Raw genomic sequence first — 25,422 nt, forward strand, 5'->3', positions numbered from 1 at the left:
GAAACGTGTGTCTTTTGCCATAACCGAAAGTATCAAATGTGGCAAAAAACGGTTGTAAAACTAACCGCACTTCAAGCAAACAAAAAGGCGAATCCTCAGATTCGCCTTTTACGCTATAGGGCTATGATTTCAGCTCCGGGAAGAGCATGTTCAGTACGTTTTGTGTCACCCGACGGGATTGTCCTGCGTACGGGAAGATGTGCATCATCATCATTGGATTAAAGTTGGCTTCAATGACGCCCCAAGATTGCAGGTGCGGCTCAGCCGGTTTTGTTAAATCGGGAATAATTAAATCCACACCACACACCGCAGCGCCCATGGCTTTGGTGATACCAACCGCCAAGGCTTTGTAGCTTGGATGCATTTGGTCGGTCATATCAATGGAATCGCCACCGGTACTGATGTTGGAATTGGCACGTAACTGCACCAGCTGATCTTTCGTCGGCACGCTGTCCACGGTTAAGCCCTGCTCTTTTAACTGTAACTGTTCGATGTCGCCTAACGCAATTTTCTTCAATGGCGTACGGCTGCCATCGCCACGCAACGGATGATCATTTTTCTGTGCCACTAATTCCGCCACCGTATGCACGCCGTCGCCAATCACATTCGCCGGCACGCGTAACAACACAGCAAGCGTTTCATCACCTAGTACGAAGAAACGGTATTCCGTACCGGTGAGGTAATCTTCTACCATCACTTCTTTGTCTTCACGGAAAGCAATTTCAATGGCTTTGGCAAAATCTTCACGATCATGCACGCCCTGTTGGAAAATGCTGATACCCAAACCGTAATTGGTGGATTTCGGTTTAATCACCACGGCGCGCCCTGCAAATAAAGCGTAATTGTCCACGGCTTGTTCTACGCTGGTAAATTCCACACTTTGCGGCACATTAAAGCCAGCTTTCGCCAAGACTTTTTTGGTCACCACTTTATTTTCCATAATGAGCGGTGAAATGTAGCTGTCATGGGAAGTCATGTTGCCGTTTTTGACATATTCCAAGTGGTCGCCGAATTGCAGGCTTAAAAACTGATCGCGCTCGTCTAAAATCTCCATTTTTAAGCCTTTTTGAATGGCATCAAACATCAGCGCTTGGGTGGAAAGCTCCATGTTGTCGAAAGCTGACAACGCATAAAAACGTTCAAAGGCTTGTTTTTTGTAACGAATCGCCAGTTCTGCGCCCAGTTTTTGATAACCGCCATGTGCTTCGATGGCATTGACTAAGCGCGCACCAAGCGTTTGGCTTGGATCAGCAAACTGTGCCAGTTTCTCTTTGACGATCTCGCCCATCTCTGCGTCGGCGTGAATTTCCGCCAACATCGTCAATAATTGCTGTAAAACACGCTCCCCTTCCGCTTGGAAAGCCGTTGCCGAGAGCGGATTTTCCCATGCCACTTGGGCTAATTTTTCTTTACCTAATTCCACCGCACTTGCTAAGGATTCTTCATCTAGCCACGCCATCAACAAAATAAAATAATGCACAAATTTGGCATCATTTAAGGCGATACCATAAGCCTCAAACGGGTTTAAGTCGAACAGGCGGAATTCCAAATATTGAATGCCGTTTTGTAGCAATTCACGCGCCTGTTTCGCGCCACGCAAACGCACGTTGGAATAAAATTCTTTTTCGGCAATAAGCTGTCCGCTACTCACCGCATGTTCCAAGGTTGTCACATAATCGTTCAAGCTGTCATAAGACACTTTCACACTTGGGTCATTCACATAACCATATTGGCCAGAACGTAAACTACGGACATATTGCCCCGCTTTCAATGGCGTACCGTGGCGAAAATAATTGGCGTCAACCGTTGGCGTGGCCGCTAATAAATAGACGAGGATCCATTGATAACGCAAGAAATTTCGGGCAATTTTCAAATATAAATCGTTCTGAAAATCCACCGCACTTTGGTAGTCATTTTGTCGTGCAAACAGCTGTTGAATGAACGCCGGCTCAAGCTGGAAGTTGTAGTGAATACCACTCACCATTTGCTTGCTTTTACCGTAAGATTTCACTAAATGCTCGCGGTACGCCACATCGACCGGATTATCCAGTTGTGCCACTTTAATTTGATCCTCCGGTGGCAAGCCGGCCGGCATACTCAACGGAAAGACATATTCATCTTCCGGTAAAGAGCGTAACACCACTTCGTGAATGGCAGATAACCAACGCAACGTATCTTCAATTTTTTTATTAGGTGGGGTGATTAACTCAAGCTGACTTTCCGCAAAATCCGTTTGGATATAAGGATGATAAGAACGATTACCAAAGCATTTTGGGTGCTCCGTCACCACAACCGCCCCGTCCGCATGCACGCGTTGGCTTTCTTTTTCAATGCCAAATGACCCTTGCTGGAACAACAACTCCAAGTGATTTTCTTTTATAACCTGCTGAATATTCATAAAATTTCCTTTATTTGCGTAACGCCCAATTCTCTCGAGCCTTACTGCATCAATACCTTTTCAAAAATCGCCACATTATTAAAATTAATCCCCTTAAATGCAAATAAAAAAATCGCATCCCCCATAAGGAATGGTTATAACTTAATGTATTGAAACGAAAATACTTCATTTTAGGAAATAAAGGTTCTAAAATTTCCACCCTTAGAAAAGCACATGAAAAACACCTGAGGCACATAAAATGAGTCAATTCAAAAAACACAATCTCATCAATAATGACATCACTTTTGCGTTGTTATTATTGATTTTTTCCTTTCTTTCCCACATTGCTTTGGGCATTTTGGATAATTATCGGACTAATCTGGTGAGCATTTTTGCATTAGGTTTGCTGCTTTTCACCTTACGGAAACACAGCAAGATCTTATTTTTAATTGGCTTTCTTTTTATTTTCGCCCTCTCTCTCGGCTATCTTCCTTCCGGCTTATTATATGGTCCGGTGTCGATTGGGGTAATTGCCTCGGTTTATGAAACCAATTTCAGTGAAACTATCGGTTTTTTTAAAGCGATTCCGCTCTCTATTTATATTTTTACCTTTTTCTATCTTCTTTTATTTATCGTTATCTTATTGATTCAACGACATAAAACCTCAAATAAATCTCAGAAGAAAATCTATGCTACCGTTTACCTTGCTCTTCTCGCCTTTTCACTTTATAAGCCCATTGCAAAAGAAGTAAAAAATACGGATCCCGAGAAAGAATTCAAGCTCTCCGAATTTTTTAAAGCCTCAAAATTTTATCCGGTGAGTTTTCTTTCCAACGCTATCAAAGTGAATAACACCTATTTAACGCAACGGGCATTATTAAATGATGCCTTGACCAAAACACCGGAGTGGCAAATCCTTTCCGTGGAGCCAAAATATCAAAACTATGTCTTAGTGATCGGCGAAAGTATGCGACGGGATTACACCTCTTTATACGGCTACCCACAAAAAACCACGCCGTTTTTAGAACAAGTGAACGGCTTAATTTTCAATTTATATGTGGCTGCTGGCCCAAATACGCAACCGTCTTTACAGCGCACGCTGTATCGTTCCATTAATAACAATGAAGAAACGGTTTACACCGATAACATTATTTCACTCGCCAAACTTGCCCATTACAAAACTTATTGGTTGTCTAACCAAGGCAAAGTGGGCGAATGGGACACCATGGCATCACGTATCGGCATTCAAGCAGATGAATCGTTCTTTACCAAAAAAGGCGGGTATGATTCGGACAATATCTCGGACACGGCATTATTGGAGCCATTAAAACAACTTTTGGCGAAAGATAAAGATCAAACCAAATTAATCGTTTTACATTTAATTGGTTCGCACGCGACCTTTTGCGCCCATTTAAATGGCGAAGAACCGAAATTCCATTTAATTAGCCGAGAAATGTCTTGTTATTTAGATACGTTAAAACAAACGGACAGTTTATTGTCTGAAGTGAATCAAATTCTAAAAGACCAAGGACAAAGCTATTCCGTCATTTATTTCTCAGATCATGGCTTGGCGCATTTAGGCGCAGGAAAAAATCTGTCTATGCTAAATAACAAAGAATACAAACAAAGTTACGAAGTGCCGTTTATTCGTTTTTCCAGTGACGATACCAAAAGAACCCTCGTTAAAAACCCGCAAAGCGCCTTTAATTTTATTCACGGTTTTGCCCAATGGTTAGGCATTAAAGAAAGTCATTTAAGCCAAGAAGATTTTTTCAACCCGAAACCGCAAACAATCAAAGTCTTTAACTGGCGAGCCTTGGTGGACTATCAGTCGTTAAAAGAGGATCCGGCAAAACAAGAACCGTAATAACAGGTTCCAACGCCTAAAAGTGCGGTCATTTTTTCAAACGAATGACCGCATTTTTATTTTTGCCAGAATAGTCATTCAGCAAACCCAATTTTTCAGGTAAAATAGCCGCCGTTTTTTATGAAAGAATTTTGTTCTTGCGGCGCCATTGGCTCGTCCAATATCAAAAAACTCCGTTTTTTCTGACCGCACTTTTCACCCTATCCTGACTAAATTGAGGAACATATGAGTGTAATTCCTATGGTCGTTGACCAAACTTCCCGTGGCGAACGCGCCTATGACATTTATTCTCGCTTACTGAAAGATCGCGTGATTTTCCTAAGCGGTGAAGTGGAAGACAACATGGCCAATCTGATTGTGGCACAATTGCTTTTCCTAGAATCAGAAGATCCCGATAAAGACATCAATTTATATATCAATTCACCGGGCGGTTCCGTGACTGCCGGTATGGCAATTTACGACACCATGCAATTCATCAAGCCCGATGTGCGCACCTTGTGCGTTGGACAAGCCTGTTCCATGGGTGCCTTTTTATTAGCCGGTGGCGCACCGGGCAAACGTGGTGCCTTGCCACATGCTCGCGTGATGATCCACCAACCCTTAGGCGGTTTCCGCGGACAAGCATCGGATATTCAAATTCATGCGCAAGAAATCTTGAAAATCAAAGGTACGTTAAACGAACGCCTGGCATTCCACACCGGACAACCCATTGAAACCATCGAGAAAGACACTGATCGCGACAACTTTATGTCTGCAGAAGAAGCCAAAAACTACGGCTTAATCGATGAAGTGTTTACCAAACGTTAAGAGATAAACATGGCAAAAGATAAAGAATTACATTGTTCTTTCTGTGGCAAAGAACAAGACGAAGTCAATAAACTCATCGCTGGCACCTCCGGTTACATTTGTAATGAATGTATCGAATTGTGTCACGATATGTTGCTCAATGAAGAGCATGGCGAAGAAGCCGAAAGCGAAGAGGCAGAAGCGCAAAAAGAACAGGAATTACCCACACCGCACAAAATCCGCGCCCATTTAGACGATTATGTTATCGGCCAAGATTACGCGAAAAAAGTGTTGGCAGTGGCGGTGTATAACCACTACAAACGCCTGCGTACCAAACATCAAACCAATGATGTGGAATTAGGTAAAAGTAACATTTTGCTTATCGGCCCGACCGGTAGCGGTAAAACCCTGTTGGCAGAGACCATGGCGCGTATGTTAAACGTGCCTTTCGCCATGGCGGATGCCACCACCTTGACGGAAGCCGGTTACGTGGGCGAAGACGTAGAAAACGTGTTACAAAAATTACTACAAAACTGTGATTACGACATCGAACGTGCGGAACAAGGCATTATTTATATAGATGAAATCGACAAAATCACCCGCAAATCGGAGAATCCATCCATCACCCGCGATGTTTCCGGCGAGGGCGTACAACAAGCCTTGTTAAAACTCATTGAAGGCACGGTTGCGTCCATTCCACCACAAGGCGGGCGCAAGCACCCACAACAGGAAATGTTGCGTATCGATACCTCCAAAATTCTGTTTATTTGCGGCGGTGCTTTTGCCGGCTTAGATAAAGTCATTGAAAAACGCACCAGCGTTGCCACTGCGATTGGTTTCGGCGCCGAAATCAAGAGCGAAAAAGACAAAGCTACATTAACGGATTTGTTCAAACAGGTAGAACCGGACGATTTAATGAAATACGGCTTAATCCCGGAATTTATCGGACGTCTGCCAGTGGTTGCGCCGTTAAGCGAATTAGATGAAGAAGCCCTCGTGCGCATTCTGACCGAACCGAAAAACGCCTTGTGTAAACAATATCAAGCGTTATTTGGGTTAGAAGACGTGGAACTGGAATTTACCAAAGACGCCTTAATCGCCATGGCGAAAAAAGCCCTCGCCCGTAAAACCGGTGCCCGCGGCTTACGCTCCATCATCGAAGGCGTCTTGCTCGACACCATGTACGACTTACCTTCTTTAGAAGGGTTAGAAAAAGTGGTGGTCAACGAAAGCGTCATCAACGACAACCAATCTCCAGAATTGATTTATTCCAACAAATAAAAAAAAGTGCGGTTAATTTTAACCGCACTTTTCTTTGCCACGACTATTCAATTTTTACTTTCTTTAAGCGTAACGCATTGCTTAACACAGAAATCGAACTCATCGCCATCGCCGCCCCGGCAACCACCGGGCTGAGCAACCCCAAGGCGGCTAGCGGAATGCCTAACACATTATAAATAAACGCAAAAAACAAATTTTGTTTAATGTTTTTCAAGGTCGCGCGGGAAATCAATAAAGCATCCACCAACTGATTGACCGAATGCTGCATTAGGGTTGCCGACGCACTGTGTTGCGCCACATCCGCGCCATCGTGCATGGCGAAACTCACATTCGCCGCAGCCAATGCCGGCGCGTCATTCACCCCATCCCCCACCATGGCGACCACGTTGCCATTTTCTTGTAGAAGTTTAACCGCACTTGCTTTATCGCGTGGCGACATATTGCCCTGCGCATGTTGAATCCCAAGCTGATCGGCAATGTATTGCACCACGTTCGGATTATCGCCACTCATGATATACACATCGATATTATGCGCCTGCAAACGCTGAATTGCCTTTTGACTGTCCGCCTTTAAGGCGTCTGCTAAGGCAAATGCGGCGATAGGTTGGTCATTTACAGCGACCGCCACAATGCTGGCGATCTGCCACACCGGATCAAGATTGGTTGGTAACGTCAAACCGCAATAGGCAGGTTTCCCCACTTTCACTGTGCCGATATGTTCAATCTCCCCTTGAATCCCCTGCCCCACATCTACCTGAATATGTTGTACCGCAGGCAACGCCACATTTTTTGCCATCGCGGCTTGCACAAGGGCTTTTGCCAACGGATGCGTCGCGTTCTGTTCAATAGCGGCCGCCAACGCATAAATTTCATCTTCAGAATAGACCGCACCTTGCGCCTGCCAAAAAGCAACCACTTGCGGTTTGCCTTCTGTGAGCGTGCCGGTTTTATCCAACACCACCGCGTTCACATGGGCGGATTCTTCCATGGCGGCGGCATCTTTAAACCAAATGCCCTGTTTCACGGCTTTGCCCATGCCCACCATGATCGCCGCAGGCGTTGCTAAGCCCAAGGCACAAGGGCAGGCAATCACCAATACCGCAACCCCATGAATCAACGCCGTGACAACATCTTGTTGAAGCCACCAAGTAAGTAAAAACGTCAGCAAGGAAATGCCTATTACCGTTGGCACAAACACTGCCGCCACTTTGTCGGCAAAACGGGCAATGGGTGCTTTGCTACCTTGCGCTTCAGAAAGGGCATTCATCATATCGCCGAGCAACGTTTGGCTACCAAGCTGTTGCGAGCGATAAACCAAACTGCCGTCCGTCACCATCGCCCCTGCCAACACTTGGCTTCCCAATTTCTTCATTTCCGGCACGGATTCACCGGTTAAATGGCTTTCATCACACCAACCCGCCCCCTCTTCCACCACGCCATCGGCGGCAATGCGTTCGCCTTGGTTGGCGCGTAACCGTTCGCCCACTTGGATTTGATTTAACGGCACGGTTTGCCATTCGCCGTAGCGTTGCACGTGCACTTGTTTTGGTGTCAGCTGCAATAATAAACCTAGGCTATTTAGGCTGTGCTTTTTGGTACGATCTTCTAAGAATTTTCCCAAACTCACAAACCCCAACACCATGACGGAGGCTTCAAAATAAATATTCGCCGAGCCGTGTGCATGGCTCATATGCGGCAGATAAAACAGCATAAAGACGGAATAAAAATAAATGGTGAGCGTGCCAAGACTGACCAATACATCCATATTCGCCAAACCGCCTTTAATACTGCCCCAAGCACTTTTGTAGAAGGGAATCGCCAAGCCGAATTGCACAATCGTGGCTAATGCCATTTGCCACATCGGCGGTAACATCCAATCATGTCGCCCCAGCATCATGCCGAACATACCGATTAAAAACGGCACGTTAATTAGCCACAATAAAATCAACCGCCACGAAATGTTTCGCTCTTGCGGCAATTCTGCCTGTTCTTGCTTTAATTGTGCCGTGAAACCGGTCTTTTGAATAATTTGGATCAGCTGTTCAACGGAAGTTTGCTTTTCATCAAAAGTGATCTGCGCTTCTTCACTGGCGAAATTCACGCCCGCCTGCTGCACAAAATCCTTTTTATTCAATACCTTTTCAATCCGACTGGCGCACGACTGGCACGTCATACCCCCAATTTGAATGGAGACTTTTTGCATAACATCCTCTTTATTATGTCCTTTCACAGAAAAGTGCGGTGGGTTTTGGAAATATTTTTTATCATCGATCTTAAAGACGGCTAGCGCAAGCGTCCACGCTTGTGCTTATTCATAGCGCACGTCAGAAGACTTAGAGCGCGCGCGTCTCCCGACGCGTGCTTACAACAAAGCAATAATCAAAAGACGGTATCAGGAGACGCCGCCATCAATTAAATACGCAATAAACAAAACTTACACCACTTCCGCATCAAACCCGGCATATTCCACGGCTTCCACCAACGCGGCAGGCTGCACTTTATTTGCATCAAAACTCACGACCGCTTGCGCTTTTTCCAAACTGACGTCTGCTTGCGCCACACCGTCCAATTCGCTCAATACGCGAGTCACGCTTTTCACACAACCACCACAGGTCATGCCATCAATTTTTAAGGTTACGTTTTGCATCATTTGCTCCTTTGTTAAGTTAAACCTTGCCGATTTTTGTCGGTGAGATTACTATAAACCTTAACGTTAGGTTAAGGTCAAACACTTTTTATGAATATCAGTCAAGCAGCCAAACTCACCGGCTTATCTGCTAAACAAATCCGCGATTATGAAAAACGCGGCTTACTCAAAGCCGGCACACGCACCCTTTCAGGTTATCGCTACTATGAAGAAAACGATCTTGCCCGTTTACGCTTTATCCGCCACTCACGAGACGTGGGCTTTTCCCTGCAACAAATCGCTCAATTACTTGAATTACAAGATAACCCGCATCGCAACAGCCGTGAAGTGAAACAACTTACGGCAAAACATATCGAAACCCTCAATGCACAAATTCATGCACTACAAAAAATGGTGGCTGAACTTCAACTCTGGCATGACAACTGCCAAGGCAACGACTGCCCGGAATGTTCGATTTTGACGGGACTCAGTGAATAGACATGTGAAAAAAGTGCGGTGAAAATTTAAAATATTTTCGCATCAGAAATACACTTCAAAAAGTTCGCAGATTAATCTTCCTGATGATTTACTAAGGTTTCAATTTGCACGATTTCCGCCACATCTACTGTACCCGCTTTAATCCGCCATTTCACATTCAAGTCATACAACGAAATGCCGTAAAGGCGGTCAGTAGTTTTACCTTGTTGATAGGCGGGGCGGGGATCTTGTTGGATCACCTCAGTAATAAAACGTTGTAAGTGCGGTCGATTTTTGCTGTGTTTTTTGACCGCACTTTCCGCTTCTGCAGTAAATTCTACGTGCAGCAACGGTTTCGGTTCGCTTTGGGCAAAGCCGGAAATCGCGTCAGGTTCACTGTCAGCGTAGGCCAGATAAGGTTTGATGTCGAAAATAGGCGTGCCGTCCACTAAATCCACGGCGCCGAGATGTAACAACACCTTGCCGTTTTTACATTCTACTTGGCGCAATTCCACTTTGGATAAACCAATGGGATTTGGGCGATGTGTCGAGCGCGAGGCAAACACGCCAACCCGTTGATTGCCACCTAAACGGGGTGGGCGCACGGTAGGATGCCATTTGCCTTGCGGAATTTGATCAAATTGAAAAATTAGCCAAAGGTGGCTGAATTGTTCTAAACCGCGGACGCTTTCCGCTTGGTTATAGGGCGGCAACAATTCGACAATACCCGTGCCATCCTGCACCAAATTAGGTTGACGCGGTACGGAAAACTTTTCTTTGTAAGGCGTGTAAATCACAGCCACGGGCTGCAATGTGAGAGAATCGGACATATTTTCCTTAAAACAGTTAAAATCTGCAAAATAACCTTGTAGAATGACGCCTATTTTAGCTAAAAGTGCGGTAAAAAATCGCCTTATTTTTCGTTATTCGAGTAGCCATTATGACAAAAAATACAATAAAAATGTGGATTGAAACAGCGCGTCCCAAAACCCTACCGTTAGCCTTGGCAACCATTTTAACCGGTTCAGCGCTCGCCTATTGGGCAGGCAGCTTCCATTGGGGAATCACGGTGTTATGTTTACTCACCACGTTATTTCTGCAAATTCTTTCCAACTTCGCCAATGATTACGGTGATCACCAAAAAGGCTCCGACACGGCAGAACGTATCGGGCCATTACGCGGCATTCAACAAGGCGCGATTTCTGCGGCACAACTGAAAAAAGGGCTTTATGTGATGATCGCCTTGAGTTTCCTTTGTGGTGCTCTCTTAATCGGTATTGCTTACCAAAATGTCAGTGATTTAATTGCGTTTTCCATGCTCGGCGTCTTGGCCATTGTGGCAGCTATCACCTATACCGTGGGCAGCAAGCCTTACGGCTATTTGGGCTTAGGCGATATTTCCGTATTAATTTTCTTTGGGTTATTGGGCATCGGCGGCACCTATTATCTGCAAGTACATGATATCTCTGCCATTATTTTGCTTCCTGCCATTGCCAGCGGTTTACTTGCGACAGCGGTTTTAAATATCAATAACTTGCGTGATATTGAACAAGATCGCAAAGCAGGCAAAAACACCCTTGCCGTACGCTTAGGGCCACATAATGGGCGGATTTATCATTGCTTGCTGCTTTCTATCGCCGCCTTGTTTTATCTTTTGTTTGCCCTCATGAATTTGCGTAATCCGGTGAGTTTCGCCTTTTTACTCACTTATCCGCTCTTGTTCAAACATGCCCGTTTTGTTTTCTCTCATAAAGAGCCGGTGGCTTTACGCCCGATGCTGGCGCAAATGTCGCTGATTGCGTTACTTATCAATGGGCTATTTAGTTTTGGCTTGCTTCTAGGCTGAAACGGACTATACTAGCTCGCAGTATTCATCTTAAAAAAATAGGGTCTTTTATGTACATTGATACTTCTGAACTTTGCGATATTTATCTCGATCAAGTCGATGTTGTCGAACCTGTTTTCTCAAGTTTCGGCGGGCTAAGTTCTTTTTATGGCAAAGTCACCACCGTAAAATGTTTTGAAAATAACGGGTTAATAGCTGAAATTTTAGAAGAAAACGGTCAAGGACGCGTATTAGTCGTTGATGGCGGCGGCGCAGTACGCCGTGCATTAATTGATGCGGAACTCGCACAATTAGCCGCAGATAATCACTGGGAAGGCATCATCCTTTATGGTGCGGTTCGTCAAATTCAACAACTGGAAAATATCGACATCGGCATTCATGCGTTAGCCCCAATTCCGGTAGGCGCAGATGAAAACAACCACGGCGAAACCGATATTCCGGTCAACTTTGGTGGCGTAACTTTCTTCCCGGAAGACTTTGTGTATGCAGATCTCACCGGCATTATTCTGTCACAAGAAGCCTTAGACCTCGCAGATTTCGAGCAAGACTAATTCTAGCTGCGTCATTATTCTTCTAAAAGTGCGGTGAAAATATAGAAAATTTTCACCGCACTTTTTTTGCGCGATGTCACAAATCCATAAAAAACTAATTGCTTTTTGTTAACAAAGTGTTAGTTTCCTTAGCATATTGCCTATTTTTGGTAATATGTTGATCTTTGATTTTATTGACAGGAATTAAAATTATGAAAGACACAACTCAAAATCAAAGTAAGAATTATAGGAGTGCAATTATCTTTATCTTTGCCGTCGTTCTATTTTTTGTCTTACTCAATACACTACCTTTTGATAAAAACGCCAATAGTGGGTTGGCATTATTAGCTTTAGTGGCCATTTTATGGTTAACAGAAGCCTTACACGTCACCATCACAGCATTAATTGTTCCACTTCTCGCTATTTTCTTGGGATTAGTGAAAACAAGTACTGCGCTAGCTACCTTTGCCGATCCGAATATCTTCTTATTCTTTGGTGGCTTTGCTTTAGCGACAGCACTTCATATTCAACAGTTAGATAAAATGATCGCCAACAAAATTATGGCTTTGGCAAAAGGCAATTTATTTGTCGCGATCATGTATTTATTCTCCGTTACCGCATTTTTGTCCATGTGGGTAAGTAACACAGCGACAGCGGCCATGATGCTCCCCCTTGCCATGGGCGTACTAAGCCGGCTAGATCGTAATTCAGAACATAATACCTATGTGTTTGTGCTTTTAGGAATTGCGTATAGCGCCAGTATCGGTGGTATGGGAACCTTAGTGGGAAGCCCGCCAAACAACATCGTTGCAACGCAATTGCACCTCACCTTCGCTGATTGGTTATGGTATGGCTTGCCTATCATGATTATTTTAATGCCAATCATGATCGGAACACTTTATATTGTCTTCAAACCAAAACTCAATATTCGTTTTGACCAACAATTTGAAGCCATTCCAATGAATAAACAACGTTGGATTACCTTAGCGATTTTCGTCTTTATTGCATTGAGCTGGGTTTTCAGTAGCCAAATCAACCCGATTCTTGCAGGCGCATTAGGATTAGAGGGGAAAATTGCCAGTTTCGATAGCGTTATTGCTTTATCTGCCGCGGTTATCCTTTGTGTTGCTGGCGTAACAAACTGGAAGCAAATTCAAGACAACACCGATTGGGGCGTATTAATGCTCTTCGGTGGCGGCTTAACCTTAAGTGCGGTATTAAAAAATTCCGGTGCAAGCAAAATTTTGGCTGACGGCATCGTATTCCTGATTGAAGGTGGTCACTTCTATCTCATCGGTTTATTGGTTTCTGCGTTCATTATTTTCTTAACGGAATTCACCTCCAACACTGCCAGTGCGGCATTGTTAGTGCCGATTTTCATTTCTATCGCACAATCTCTTGGTATGCCGGAAATCGGTTTAGCCTTAATCATCGGTTTAGGTGCTTCCTGTGCCTTCATGTTGCCGGTGGCAACACCACCGAATGCCATTGTGTTCGGTACCGGCGAAGTGAAACAAAGTGAAATGGTAAGAGCCGGTATTCTGTTGAATATCGTGTGTATCTTTGTTATCGCGACCTTCGGTTACTTCTTCTGGCTAAATTAATTCACCCATAAAAAACAGCCCCTTAATAAATCGCTTATTAAGGGGCTGAATTATTTCACATCAGGTTAATCTTCCAACACAATTTCCTTCAAATACTGGAAAATTTCACGGTAAGCTTTTGCCGGTTTATTTTGTTCTTTTTCCTTACTCGCGGTACGAATCAAATTTCGCAGATGTTGTCGGTCAGCATGTGGATAATCCGTTAGAAAATCCGTTAATGCATCATCGCCTTTTGCCACTAACGCATCACGTAATAACTCCAATTTATGCAACATTGCTTGTTGTTTCTGATGTTTGTTTTCCAATTTTTCCAACGCAGCCTGAATGGGCTCAACATCCATCCCGCGCAATAATTTACCGATATATTGCAGTTGGCGGCGACGTGCTTCTTTTTGCAGACGTTGCGCTAAATTTACCGCTTCCAATAAAGCGTCTTCCAAAGGAATTTTATCTAATTTTGCCTTTGTCAGCTCAACCAGTTTTTCACCCAGTTTTTTTAATGCTTCCGCATCCCGTTTAATTTCACTTTTGCTGACCCAAATAATTTCTTCTTGCTCTTCGTCCTGCCAGTCAAAATCTTCTTTTTTACGTTTTGCCATCTTCTTTTCCATCGTTCTACTTAAAAGTGCGGTGCATTTTAGCACAGAATCCGTGGTTCGCCTTAAAAAGAAAAATACGCTAAAATTGGCGAAATTTCATTATTGAGAAAAGCACAATGCCACAAAAAACACTTGAAAATGCCACCGCACTTTTGCGTCAACAAGAACAACAACTGCGCGATGCGGTCAGCCTTGCCATTGAAATTGCCCAAAAAGCAGGTGCAACCGCCGAAGTGGGGGTGACCAAATCTAGCGGACTCTCCGTCTCCACCCGTTTACAGGAAATTGAAAACGTTGAATTTAACAACGATGGCGCACTAGGTATTTCCGTCTATGTAGGACAGCAAAAAGGCAATGCTTCCACCTCCGATTTAACACCGGAAGCCATTAAAAACACCGTAGAGGCGGCTCTTGCTATTGCCAAATACACTTCACCAGATGATTGTGCAGGCTTAGCCGATAAAGAATTGATGGCATTTGATGCGCCGGATTTGGATTTGTATCACGCTGCTGAAATTGATGTTGATAAAGCGGTGCAACTTGCTTTGGATACCGAAAAAGCCGCATTAGAACACGATGAACGCATCGTGAACAGTGAGGGCGCGTCTTTCAATGCCCATACCGGTGTGCGTGTTTATGGCAACAGCCACGGCATGTTGCAAAGTTATTTATCTAGCCGCTACTCGCTTTCCTGCTCCGTCATTGCCGAACATCAAGAGCAGTTAGAACGGGATTATGAATACACGGTAGCACGCAATATCAATCAATTAGCGCCACCTCATTGGGTCGGTGAAAATGCAGCGCAAAAAGCGATTGCTCGCTTACAACCCCAAAAACTTGCCACACAAGAAGCGCCCGTCATTTTCTTAAACGATGTCGCAACGGGCTTAATCAGCCATTTAGCAGCCGCCATCAGCGGTGGCAGCTTATACCGCAAAGCTAGTTTTTTGTTGGATCACTTAGGGAAACAAGTATTGCCTGACTGGTTTGAGATTGCCGAAAGACCGCATCTGATCGGTCAATTAGCGTCGACCCCATTTGATAGTGAAGGGGTTAGAACGCAGGACATGGAGATTATTCGCAGCGGGATTTTACAAACTTATTTGCTTACCAGTTACAGCGGACGCAAGCTCGACATGCAAAGCACAGGACACGCTGGCGGCATTCACAATTGGCTGATCAAACCAAATTCATCAGGAAAACTAACCGCACTTTTACGCCAAATGAATCGCGGTTTACTCGTAACAGAAGTGATGGGGCAAGGTGTGAATTTGGTTACTGGTGATTATTCACGAGGTGCAGCCGGTTTTTGGGTGGAAAACGGTGAAATTCAATATCCGGTTGCAGAAATCACCATCGCAGGACAATTACCGGACATATTACGTAATATTGTTGCCGTGGCCGATGATATTGAACATCGCTCCAATATCCAGACGGGTTCCATTTTATTAGAAAAAATGAAAATTTCCGGAAATTAAAATAAATGAGAATAATTCTTATTGACAATAATAAAAACTCTGCTAACATAAGCCGCATCTGTTAAGTATTGCAATGAAGATGAATGGTTGTTATTGGAAGTCTGCATAGCACGCCAAACAGGTAGAGTAGAAAGTAAATTCGTTAGGGTACTTAAAAAGACTGAAGTTTAAACTTCAGTCTTTTTTTTGTTAGAATAGCGCCCTCATCATCTGCCAAAGGTAACCTTAAAATGAAAAAACACCACGTCGATATTCTTATTTCCGAACAAGAAGTTCGTTCCCGTATTGCTGAACTCGGCAAAGAAATCACCGCATTCTATCAACAAAAAAAAGTTAATCGCCTCGTAGTAATAGGCTTGTTGCGTGGTTCCTTTATGTTTATGGCGGATTTAGTACGCGAATTACATTTGCCGGTAGAAATCGAATTTATGACCACATCAAGCTATGGTAGCAGCATGACAACGAACCACGATGTACGCATTACAAAAGATATTGAAAGCGATATCCGTGGTAAAGACGTGCTAATCGTAGAAGATATTATTGATACCGGCTACACACTAGAAAAAGTGCGTGAGATTCTTAATTTACGCGATCCTGCCTCGTTGACAATTTGTACTTTATTGGACAAACCATCCCGTCGTGAAGTGAATGTACCGGTAGACTGGGTTGGCTTCACCATCCCTGATGAATTCGTGGTGGGCTATGGCATTGACTACGCACAACAACATCGCAACCTTGGTTATATCGGCAAAGTCATTTTGGAAGAATAAGAAAAACGGCTTATCACATGATAAGCCGTCAATTTATCTCAAAAAACGACCGCACTTTATGTGCGGTCTTCTTTCTTATTTTCTAAACTCACGTTTCTCTTTAAAAGTGCGGTGAGATTTTTCTTTAAATTTACGATCGCCTTTGAAACCTTTGTCTTCAAAACGACCGCCACGGCGTTTTCCGCCAAAATTATCACCGCCACGCTCGCCTTTGGCTTCACCGATAAAAGACATACGCATTTGCTTATTCAACACTCGCGTTTTCGCAAATTGTTGTAACAATTCTTTCGGCATACCTTGTGGCAATTCAATGGTGGAATAATCATCATACAACTTGATGTGACCGATGTAGCGACTATTAATATCACCTTCATTCGCAATAGCGCCAACAATATGACGAACTTCCACACCGTCTCCGCGCCCCACTTCAATACGATATAAATCCATTGGTTGTGGACTGCCATAGCCTTTACGTTCACCACGACGTTCTGCTGAACGAGGATTCTCACGACGGTCACTGCGCTCATTACGATCACGACGTGCTTTTTTATCCACCACCGGATCTGGTGGAAGAATCAGTTTTTGCTTGCCTTGTAGCAACATCATCATAGCGGCGGCAATATCTTCTTGTGATTGGTCGGCAGTAAACATATCTTCCAACAATTCACGATAAAGCTCTAAATCATGGTGTTCCAACTGCGTGGTAATTTTATCTTTGAATTTTTTACGACGACAGGCTTGTAAGACTTCATGGTTCGGCAATTCCACCTCTTCAATATTTTTCTTGATAAGGTGTTCAACATTGCGCAACAAACGACGCTCACGCGGTTCCACGAATAATAACGCACGACCGGAACGTCCTGCACGACCGGTACGACCAATACGATGCACATAAGATTCTGCATCCAGTGGAATATCGTAGTTCACTACAAGACTGATACGCTCAATATCAATACCACGCGCCGCGACGTCTGTCGCCACTACGATATCTAAGCTACCACTACGCAAACGATCTAAGGTTTGTTCACGTAATTGTTGTGTCATATCGCCATTCAATGCTGCCGCACGGAAACCGTGTTTTTCCAACAATTCCGTTACGTCTAATGTGCCGGTTTTAGTGCGGGTGAAAATAATCGCCGCATCAAAATCTTCCACTTCCAAGAAACGCAACAAGGCATCATTTTTGCGGACGCCATGAACATACCAACAACTTTGCGCAATATCCGGTGCACTTTGTTGGGTCGCTTTAATTTTGACTTCTTGCGGATCTTTCATAAAGCGTTTGGTGATTCGGCGAATCGGCTCCGGCATAGTGGCAGAGAAAAGTGCGGTTTGGTGATGTTCCGGTAATTCGGCCATCACGGTTTCCACATCATCAATAAAGCCCATGCGCAACATTTCATCCGCTTCGTCTAACACAATGGCTTTAAGTTCAGCAAGGCTTAAGGTGCCACGACGTAGGTGGTCCAAAATACGTCCCGGTGTCCCCACCACAACTTGCGCTCCTTGTTTTAACGCACGTAATTGGATGTCATAACGTTGACCACCGTACAAAGTCACAATATTGATACCTTTGGCATATTTCACGAATTGCTCACATGCATCTGCAACTTGAATAGCTAATTCACGGGTCGGCGCCATCACTAATAATTGTGGGTGTTTTTCGGTCGGATCGATTTGCGCCAAAATAGGCAAAGAGAAAGCCGCTGTTTTCCCACTACCGGTTTGTGCCATGCCCAGTACATCACGGCCTTCTAATAAGTGCGGTATGCAAATTTGTTGAATTGGAGATGGTGTTTCAAAGCCAAGATCGGAAACCGCATTAAGGATGAATTCAGGCAAGCCTAAATCCTTGAAAGTCATTTTAGTTTCAGTCATTAAAAATACTCGAATGTATAAAAGGAAAGCTCAATAGACGCTTTCAGGTTAATCACAATGTGTCGTTTTACGTCTTACAACGCATCGCCGGTTGAGCCATGCTCACCGTTATTCTGCTTGAGTCTGTTGTCCTAATTTCGATAGCTCAAACACCGCAAAACGATACTCCACAAAGTTATACACCTGATTTGCAACAGCCAGTTTGAATAAGGTCTCTGCCTCATCAATCTGTCCCATATTGAGTTTTTGTTTTGCTAGATAAAAGTAGGTTTCAGTCAGAACTTCTGCGTATTGCGTAGCGGTTTTTGTTGCAAACTGCTGTGCTTTAGCCTGTAGATCCTGAACTGATAATTTGCCCAAATAATATTGGACAATGTAGGTACCCCAATAATCCTGAGAAAGCCCAACAGCACGTTGAGCCAGATTTTTTTGTGCCTCGGCCGGTTTGAATTTTAATTCATTCAAATACAGCCATAAAACACGGTAAGGATCTGATTTATTGCGTTGATAAAATGCCAAGAAATCCTGCTCGGCGAGGTTATACCGTCCCACATAATAGAAGTCTAATGCTCGATTAAGGAAGGTATATTCATAGTCAGGATCAAGGCTGAAAACAGTATTAAAGGCCTCTAATGCGCCGTCATAGTCTTCATCAAGTAATAAATAAAGCCCTAGATAGTTATACACTGCCGCCATTTTAGGTTGCAATGCAAGAGCTTGAGTAAAGTCATAACGCGCTAAAGCCCAAAGCCCCAAACTATCGTAAAGCACTCCCCGTTCAAAATGGAGAGAAGCACGTTCTTCATTACTCATTTTTCCAACGAGCAATACCTGACTAATCCGAACAATCATTACTTCCTGTTCAAAATGCTGGCTTGGATTTTGATCAGCTAGTACCACTTTATTTTTAGACACAAAACTATTGTTCAAGCCGACACAGCCCGACAATAAAAAAGTAAAAAATAAAATGGGTAAAAACACCGCGAAATTAAACAACCCATTACGTTGTGTCATTTCTTTGTAAGCCTTAAAGCAGAGGTATTGCTTATTGAAAAAGAAATGTTACGGGACATTCCGTCCCGTAACATTAATCCTAAATTTAATTATTCCTGTTCAATAACGTCATCAAAGGATTCTTGAACAGTGTCTTGTTTAGGCGCAAGTTCTTTCATGGTTAAACGGATACGACCTTGACGATCGATTTCCACTACTTTAACCATCACTTCTTGCCCTACTTGTAGATAATCACTGACTTTTTCCACACGTTCTTCGGCAATTTGAGAAATGTGAACCAAGCCTTCCTTATTACCTACGATAGAAACGAATGCACCGAAATCGGCTAAACGAGTCACTTTACCTTTGTAAATGGCACCCGCTTCTACTTCAGCAGTGATGTCTTCGATACGTGCCATCACATCTTGTACGGCATTCTTATCTACCGCAGCGATTTTCACTGTACCGTCATCATCAATATCAATTGAAGTACCGGTTTCTTCGGTCAATGCACGAATCACTGCACCACCCTTACCGATCACATCTTTGATTTTCTTCGGATCAATTTTCATGGTGTAGATACGTGGTGCAAAATCAGAAATATCGGCACGCGGCGCCGGAATAGCTTGCTCCATCACACCAAGAATATGCATACGTGCGCTTTTCGCTTGGTTTAATGCAATTTGCATGATTTCAGCAGTGATACCTTCAATTTTGATATCCATTTGAAGTGCGGTCACACCTTGACGAGTACCCGCCACTTTAAAGTCCATATCACCTAAGTGGTCTTCATCACCAAGAATATCGGAAAGCACAACAAATTTGTCATCTTCTTTCACCAAGCCCATCGCGATACCTGCGACAGCCGCTTTAATCGGCACACCGGCATCCATTAACGCAAGAGAAGCACCACACACGGAAGCCATGGAAGAAGAACCGTTGGATTCGGTGATTTCTGATACTACACGTACCACATACGGGAATTCGGCTAAGGTTGGCATCACTGCTGCCACACCACGTTTCGCCAAACGACCGTGACCAATTTCACGACGTTTTGGTGAACCAATCATACCGGTTTCACCCACGGAATACGGAGGGAAGTTATAGTGGAACAAGAAGTGATCTTGACGCTCACCGGTTAATTCATCAATGATTTGCGCATCGCGTTCAGTCCCTAAAGTAGCAACAGCCAACGCTTGAGTTTCACCACGAGTAAAGATTGCAGAACCGTGGGTACGCGGTAATACACCAGTGCAAATATCTAATGCGCGCACAGTATCAACGGTACGACCATCAATACGCGGTTCACCTGCGATAATACGTCCACGCACGATTTGGCTTTCAAGTGCGGTGAAAATATCAATAATTTTTCCTTCGCTGACTTCTTCATCTTCCGCGGTAATTTGTGCAACAACGTCAGCTTTAATCGCATCAATTTGCTCATAACGCGCTTGTTTTTCAGTGATACGATACGCATCGCCTAAACGCGCTTCAGCTAACGCTTTCACTTTATTGATTAAATCAGTGTTTGGTTCAGGTGCAACCCAATCCCAACGTGGTTTACCGGCTTCAACAACCAATTCTTTAATGGCTTCAATCACCACTTGTTGTTGCTGGTGACCATAAACCACCGCCGCCAACATTTGTTCTTCAGTGAGAATATCTGCTTCGGATTCCACCATTAATACGGCTTTGTCAGTACCTGCAACCACTAAATCCAAACGGCTTTGTTTTTGTTCGTTAATGGTTGGGTTTAATACGAATTGATCGTTGATGAAACCGACACGCGCCGCACCGATTGGGCCATTAAATGGCACACCGGATAAAGACAACGCAGCAGACGCACCGATCATGGCGACTAAATCCGGGCTGATTTGTGGGTTTACAGAAACAACCGTCGCAACCACTTGGATTTCATTAAAGAAACCTTCTGGGAATAACGGACGAATCGGACGGTCGATTAAACGGGCAATTAAGGTTTCACCTTCAGATGGACGACCCTCGCGTTTGAAGAAACCGCCCGGAATACGACCAGCGGCATAAGTACGCTCTTGATAGTTAACGGTTAATGGGAAGAAATCTTGCCCTTCTTTCACATCTTTTTTGGCAACTACGGCAACGAATACGGTTGTATCGTCCATGCTTGCCATGACGGCAGCGGTGGCTTGACGTGCAATAGCGCCGGTTTCTAAAGTTACGGTATGTTGACCGTATTTAAACTGCTTAACAATTGGATCCACAATGTTTTCCTTCTTAAATAAATATTCACAATGTTTTATTTTCCAATTTGCGACTAGCAAAAATAATCTTAAAACCGACCGCACTTTTTTGACGTCCACGCGGAAAATCACTTTTGTTAGCCGCACGCTAATTCAGAAAATAAAACGCGGGCATTATACAGGGCTTTTGCCTTGATGGGTAACTTTTTTGCGCAATTGCGATTTATGACTACCTGAAAAATAAGGTTAATGATAAAATCACTCCAGTTTCTAAAACAAAAAAGGAGAAAATATGTTAATTGGAGATTTAACCCGCGCGGATTTTAAACTTGGCTTACCGAAAGTCATTGCCGAAACCTGTGAGTATTTAAAAGGTTTAGACTTAGAAAAATTAGAGGTTGGTCGTCATGACATCACTGACCAAATTTATATGAACGTGATGGAACCTGAACTGGCAGAAGCCGCAAGTAAAAAAGCAGAACTGCACCACAAATATTTAGACGTTCAAGTATTAATTCGTGGCGTAGAAAACATCGAAGTCGGCGCAACCTATCCTGACTTAAACAAATACGAAGCTTATCACGAAGATGACGACTACCAACTTACCCAAGAAATCGACAACAAAAGCACGATTACATTAGTGCCAAATATGTTTGCCGTGTTCTATCCTTATGAACCGCATAAACCTTGTTGTAACGTGAATGGTCAATCCGCCAAAATCAAAAAACTCGTGGTAAAAGTACCGGTAGAGTTAATTAAATAAACCTCGCTGAATCACACTCAAGACTGAAATAGGGAATCGACATGATTCCCTATTTTTCATTCAAAACGCAGAAAAACGCCACCACACTTTTATGCGCTAAATTTGATAATCCTCTTTGAGCAAATGACGATAAGCGTAAAGATAAGAAGCCCCGACAAATGCCGCCCCACCTGTCACATTACCCAAGAAGACAGGAAGCATATTTAAGAAAAATTCTCCCCATGTTACATTTGCTCCGGCAAAAATCCCTGCCGGAATAATAAACATATTTGCCACAAAATGCTGTAGCCCAATCAACACAAAAATCATCACAGGGAACCACATGGCAAGAATACGTCCAGATGTTTGCTTTGCACCAAAATAAAACCAAATCCCCATACACACCATCCAGTTACAGGCAATCGCTGAAACAAAGGCGCGCAAGAAATCCATATTCACTTTCGCTTCTGCAATAGCAATGGTTTTACTCGCTGCCGCACCTTCAGCTAACCCGACATAATGTCCAAGAAAAAACGCCATAAATAATGCGCCGGCAAGGTTACCTAAACTCACAATTACCCAGTTACGTAATAATTTCTTAAAGCTTACCTGTTTGCTCAATCGCCCCAAAGCCATCATCATCATGTTCCCTGTGGCCAATTCGCCGCCTCCGATAAGAATACAAATTAAGCAAATAGGAAAGACAGCCGCCCCCAATAAGGTTGCCAAGCCTGCCCATTCCGCCGGTATGCCACTGACGACTTTTAAATATGCCATATAACCGAAACTCACATAACCGCCCCCTAGAAAGCTAAGAATGGCCAAGGTTTTTACGCTGCCAAGTGATTTTGCATAACTTTTGTCGATGACATCTTGCAAGATTTCATGGGGATAAAGATCACGCTGTTGCATATTTTTCTCCTTGTTTATTAATACGTTGCTAATGCTTAAAATCTAACAAAGGGAGTTTTAAAAAGAAAAGAATTAGTGACTATATTTAAAAATCATCAGTTATAACAAAAGTAAGGCATAAAAAAGGCAGCCCACAAGAGCTGCCTTACATATAAAAAGAACCTTAAGCAAAAGGCTGCAATTCCGGATTAATCGGTGTATCTGCAAGATTATTTGCATAATTACATAACGTCGCTAAACTTACCCCTAACACCACATCAAGGGCATTCTCCTTTGTGTAACCTGCATCATAAAAGGCTTGCTGTTGCGCTTGGGTCAATTTTGCTTTTTGCAAGATGACTGTCAGTGTAAAACGGGCAAGAGCATCCAGTTTAGCATCTTGTTGAATGCGCGCAGTCGAACGAATTTGGTTAACCAGGGCCTCTTCAAGTTTCAATAGTTTTAAGGCAATTTTAGTATGCCCTGCCACACAGAAACCGCAACCATTGACCACTGCTGCCGTAATTTGAACCACTTCTCTCTCTACTGCAGTTAAACTGTTCCGTCCATTAATTCCACCCACCGTACGGTAGGTTTCTAGCGCTGTCGGTGCATTCGCAAGAACGCCGATTAAATTTGGAATAAATCCGTTAACATTTTGTACAGCTTTTAGGGCTTCTTTTGCGGCTTCCGGTGCGGTTTCGATGGTATGAATGGGAAATTGTGACATATAAAACTCCTATAAATAAAACGGGTGACTAATTGGTCATCAATATTACGTAGAATTCTGGATATTGAAAAAGAAATAAAGGTTATGCTGTAGATTAAAAAGTTATAAAGTGCGGTCAAAAAATGCGTCAAATTTTCATGTTGTTCTTGAGCGGATTTTTTGATGATGTGGATAACCCTGTGAATAGTGGGCTGAAAACAGGAAATAAACTGTCATTTATTTTCCTGCCAAACCAATTCCTACTCAATTTTTTGCTGGCTTGTTTAAATTTTTCTCATAAATTTTCACCGATTTATACCTCATCCGTTTTTTGCGATTTTTTCAACAAGTTATGTAGAACAAATGCGCACGTTTTCTTTTTTCTATTTCGGGTTTTACGATTTTTCCTCCTCCTGTGAGTTATTCAGTATTTCTGTGGATAAAATTGTGTTTCAACCACAGAATAACTAAAAATAACCTTGAGAAATTCAATTCACTAAATAACCATAAATAAATTTATCCTTATTTATCAATAAAATAATAAAAAACAAACGGCATTTCCCTGTTAATGAAAAATGCCGTCTTATGCTGTCTATTTATTGTTCAATTCAAATTTTCTGCAAATACCGTTGCCAATCGAAATATTGTCCCGGATCGATTTTCCGTCCCGGTGACACATCACAATGCCCCACAATACGCTCTTTGGTAATATGCGGATATGTCCGCATAATTTCCTGCGTAAGTGCTTGTAATGCCAAATATTGTGCATCAGTAAACGGCTGTTCATTACTACCTTCCAACTCGATACCAATGGCAAAATCATTGCATTTATCCCGCCCTTCAAAACAAGATAAACCGGCATGCCAAGCACGATCAGCAAAATTCACATATTGAGTAATTCGTCCTGTACGCTCAATTAAACAATGCGCTGACACCCGCAATGGACTGATTTCTTGAAAATAAGGATGTGCCTGCGGATCTAGTTTTCCTTGAAAAAAATCATCAATATACCCGCCGCCAAATTGCTCCGGTGGCAAACTGATATAATGGATAATCAGCAAGGAAATATCTTGTGGCTCAGGGCGTTGATCAAAATGCGGTGACAACACTCTCCTTTCGTTGACTAACCATCCGTCTTTAATGTGTAACTGTTTTTCCATCATAAGATTTTTATTTTGCGATCAAGATCCCGGAAAAGTGCGGTGTCATTTCACGCAGTTTTTCCGCTAAGCCAAAATACCTCCGCTTCAAATCAATCATATTATTTTTCATTGAACAAGGTATTTTTTATGACAATTCAATCCGTTTTTATCTCTCTGAAATCCGTTAAAAAAGGGTTTACATTAATCGAATTGATGATTGTGATTGCGATCGTCGCAATTCTCGCAACCGTCGCCGTGCCATCTTACCAAAATTACACGAAAAAAGCGGCTATTTCTGAGTTGTTACAGGCTTCTGCGCCGCTTCGTGCCGAAGTGGAACTGTGTATTTATAACACCGGCAAAACCGACAACTGCAGCGGAGGACAAAATGGCATTCAAGCCGATGTTACCGATGCCACAAAACAAAAATACGTAAAATCCACGGCGGTAAAAAGTGGCGCTATCACTGTAACCGGGAAAAGCAGTCTCGAAAATATTAGCTACACCCTCAGCGCCTCCGGCACCGCTGCCACGGGGGTAAGCTGGACGGCTTCCTGCGGTAATAATGCAGAGATTTTCCCAGCTGGCTTTTGCTCTTAAGTGCTAA

22 protein-coding genes are annotated in these 25,422 nt (G+C 43.3%); 11 read left to right on the top strand and 11 right to left on the bottom strand.

Features of this window, described 5'->3' with window-relative positions; genetic code table 11:
- Positions 1–121 precede the first annotated feature (121 nt).
- Positions 122–2,398 carry a bifunctional glutamate--cysteine ligase GshA/glutathione synthetase GshB gene (gene gshAB / locus HMPREF9064_RS02510; RefSeq protein ID WP_006719106.1) on the bottom strand — a complete coding sequence of 759 codons (2,277 nt, stop codon included), beginning with the start codon at positions 2,396–2,398 and terminating at the stop codon, positions 122–124.
- A gap of 238 nt (positions 2,399–2,636) precedes the next feature.
- On the opposite strand from gshAB, the gene HMPREF9064_RS02505 reads away from it, so the two are divergent.
- The 3 genes from HMPREF9064_RS02505 (at position 2,637) to clpX (ending at position 6,311) form a co-directional block, all read left to right on the top strand.
- Positions 2,637–4,244, top strand: a complete 1,608-nt coding sequence (locus tag HMPREF9064_RS02505; protein ID WP_006719107.1) for a phosphoethanolamine transferase — start codon at positions 2,637–2,639, stop codon at positions 4,242–4,244.
- Between the two features lie 225 nt (positions 4,245–4,469).
- Entirely contained in the window at positions 4,470–5,051 is a 582-nt protein-coding gene (gene clpP, locus HMPREF9064_RS02500; RefSeq protein ID WP_006719109.1) for an ATP-dependent Clp endopeptidase proteolytic subunit ClpP, read from the top strand.
- Positions 5,052–5,060: 9 nt separating this feature from the next.
- The gene (gene clpX / locus HMPREF9064_RS02495; protein ID WP_006719110.1) at positions 5,061–6,311 is read left to right on the top strand and encodes an ATP-dependent protease ATP-binding subunit ClpX; all 1,251 of its coding nucleotides are present in this window, start codon (positions 5,061–5,063) and stop codon (positions 6,309–6,311) included.
- A 43-nt stretch (positions 6,312–6,354) separates the two neighbouring features.
- Here clpX and HMPREF9064_RS02490 read toward each other — a convergent pair whose 3' ends face one another.
- Positions 6,355–8,514, bottom strand: coding sequence for a heavy metal translocating P-type ATPase (locus tag HMPREF9064_RS02490; protein WP_032997954.1), 2,160 nt, complete (start codon positions 8,512–8,514; stop codon positions 6,355–6,357).
- 231 nt (positions 8,515–8,745) lie between these two features.
- Complete coding sequence (locus HMPREF9064_RS02485; protein WP_032997956.1) at positions 8,746–8,958, bottom strand: heavy-metal-associated domain-containing protein; 213 nt, start codon at positions 8,956–8,958, stop codon at positions 8,746–8,748.
- 90 nt (positions 8,959–9,048) lie between these two features.
- On the opposite strand from HMPREF9064_RS02485, the gene HMPREF9064_RS02480 reads away from it, so the two are divergent.
- Complete coding sequence (locus HMPREF9064_RS02480; protein ID WP_006719116.1) at positions 9,049–9,435, top strand: MerR family transcriptional regulator; 387 nt, start codon at positions 9,049–9,051, stop codon at positions 9,433–9,435.
- A 71-nt stretch (positions 9,436–9,506) separates the two neighbouring features.
- On the opposite strand, the gene tsaA is transcribed toward HMPREF9064_RS02480, so the two are convergent.
- Positions 9,507–10,244, bottom strand: coding sequence for a tRNA (N6-threonylcarbamoyladenosine(37)-N6)-methyltransferase TrmO (tsaA, locus tag HMPREF9064_RS02475; protein WP_006719117.1), 738 nt, complete (start codon positions 10,242–10,244; stop codon positions 9,507–9,509).
- 110 nt (positions 10,245–10,354) lie between these two features.
- On the opposite strand from tsaA, the gene HMPREF9064_RS02470 reads away from it, so the two are divergent.
- From HMPREF9064_RS02470 to HMPREF9064_RS02460, 3 genes are all read left to right on the top strand, one after another.
- Positions 10,355–11,260 (top strand): 1,4-dihydroxy-2-naphthoate polyprenyltransferase, encoded by a 906-nt coding sequence (locus tag HMPREF9064_RS02470; protein WP_006719119.1) that lies wholly within the window; start codon positions 10,355–10,357, stop codon positions 11,258–11,260.
- A gap of 50 nt (positions 11,261–11,310) precedes the next feature.
- Positions 11,311–11,811, top strand: a complete 501-nt coding sequence (gene rraA / locus HMPREF9064_RS02465) for a ribonuclease E activity regulator RraA (protein WP_006719122.1) — start codon at positions 11,311–11,313, stop codon at positions 11,809–11,811.
- Between the two features lie 191 nt (positions 11,812–12,002).
- A complete protein-coding gene (locus tag HMPREF9064_RS02460; protein ID WP_006719124.1) occupies positions 12,003–13,394 on the top strand; it encodes a DASS family sodium-coupled anion symporter in 1,392 nt (463 codons plus the stop codon).
- Positions 13,395–13,459: 65 nt separating this feature from the next.
- Here the strand turns inward: HMPREF9064_RS02460 and yjgA are convergent, their stop codons facing one another.
- On the bottom strand, positions 13,460–13,993 hold the full coding sequence (gene yjgA / locus HMPREF9064_RS02455; RefSeq protein WP_032997958.1) for a ribosome biogenesis factor YjgA: 534 nt from the start codon (positions 13,991–13,993) through the stop codon (positions 13,460–13,462).
- 116 nt (positions 13,994–14,109) lie between these two features.
- Here yjgA and pmbA point away from each other — a divergent pair, with 116 nt between their 5' ends.
- Positions 14,110–15,471 (top strand): metalloprotease PmbA, encoded by a 1,362-nt coding sequence (pmbA, locus tag HMPREF9064_RS02450; RefSeq protein ID WP_006719126.1) that lies wholly within the window; start codon positions 14,110–14,112, stop codon positions 15,469–15,471.
- Between the two features lie 230 nt (positions 15,472–15,701).
- Positions 15,702–16,241 (top strand): hypoxanthine phosphoribosyltransferase, encoded by a 540-nt coding sequence (gene hpt, locus HMPREF9064_RS02445; protein ID WP_006719127.1) that lies wholly within the window; start codon positions 15,702–15,704, stop codon positions 16,239–16,241.
- Positions 16,242–16,316: 75 nt separating this feature from the next.
- Here hpt and HMPREF9064_RS02440 read toward each other — a convergent pair whose 3' ends face one another.
- From HMPREF9064_RS02440 to pnp, 3 genes are all read right to left on the bottom strand, one after another.
- The gene (locus tag HMPREF9064_RS02440) at positions 16,317–18,119 is read right to left on the bottom strand and encodes a DEAD/DEAH box helicase (protein WP_006719128.1); all 1,803 of its coding nucleotides are present in this window, start codon (positions 18,117–18,119) and stop codon (positions 16,317–16,319) included.
- Between the two features lie 108 nt (positions 18,120–18,227).
- The gene (gene nlpI, locus HMPREF9064_RS02435; RefSeq protein WP_006719129.1) at positions 18,228–19,133 is read right to left on the bottom strand and encodes a lipoprotein NlpI; all 906 of its coding nucleotides are present in this window, start codon (positions 19,131–19,133) and stop codon (positions 18,228–18,230) included.
- An 89-nt stretch (positions 19,134–19,222) separates the two neighbouring features.
- Positions 19,223–21,352, bottom strand: coding sequence for a polyribonucleotide nucleotidyltransferase (pnp, locus tag HMPREF9064_RS02430; RefSeq protein ID WP_032997960.1), 2,130 nt, complete (start codon positions 21,350–21,352; stop codon positions 19,223–19,225).
- 271 nt (positions 21,353–21,623) lie between these two features.
- On the opposite strand from pnp, the gene nanQ reads away from it, so the two are divergent.
- Positions 21,624–22,094, top strand: coding sequence for an N-acetylneuraminate anomerase (nanQ, locus tag HMPREF9064_RS02425; RefSeq protein ID WP_006719132.1), 471 nt, complete (start codon positions 21,624–21,626; stop codon positions 22,092–22,094).
- 96 nt (positions 22,095–22,190) lie between these two features.
- On the opposite strand, the gene HMPREF9064_RS02420 is transcribed toward nanQ, so the two are convergent.
- From HMPREF9064_RS02420 to ampD, 3 genes are all read right to left on the bottom strand, one after another.
- Positions 22,191–22,985, bottom strand: coding sequence for a formate/nitrite transporter family protein (locus HMPREF9064_RS02420; protein WP_006719133.1), 795 nt, complete (start codon positions 22,983–22,985; stop codon positions 22,191–22,193).
- Between the two features lie 163 nt (positions 22,986–23,148).
- Positions 23,149–23,694, bottom strand: a complete 546-nt coding sequence (locus HMPREF9064_RS02415) for a carboxymuconolactone decarboxylase family protein (protein ID WP_006719135.1) — start codon at positions 23,692–23,694, stop codon at positions 23,149–23,151.
- 587 nt (positions 23,695–24,281) lie between these two features.
- On the bottom strand, positions 24,282–24,836 hold the full coding sequence (gene ampD, locus HMPREF9064_RS02410; protein WP_006719137.1) for a 1,6-anhydro-N-acetylmuramyl-L-alanine amidase AmpD: 555 nt from the start codon (positions 24,834–24,836) through the stop codon (positions 24,282–24,284).
- A gap of 126 nt (positions 24,837–24,962) precedes the next feature.
- On the opposite strand from ampD, the gene HMPREF9064_RS02405 reads away from it, so the two are divergent.
- Positions 24,963–25,415 (top strand): pilin, encoded by a 453-nt coding sequence (locus HMPREF9064_RS02405; protein ID WP_006719138.1) that lies wholly within the window; start codon positions 24,963–24,965, stop codon positions 25,413–25,415.
- Positions 25,416–25,422 lie beyond the last annotated feature (7 nt).

This window comes from Aggregatibacter segnis ATCC 33393 (genome assembly GCF_000185305.1).
In the GTDB taxonomy this organism is placed as follows: Bacteria; Pseudomonadota; Gammaproteobacteria; order Enterobacterales; family Pasteurellaceae; genus Aggregatibacter; species Aggregatibacter segnis.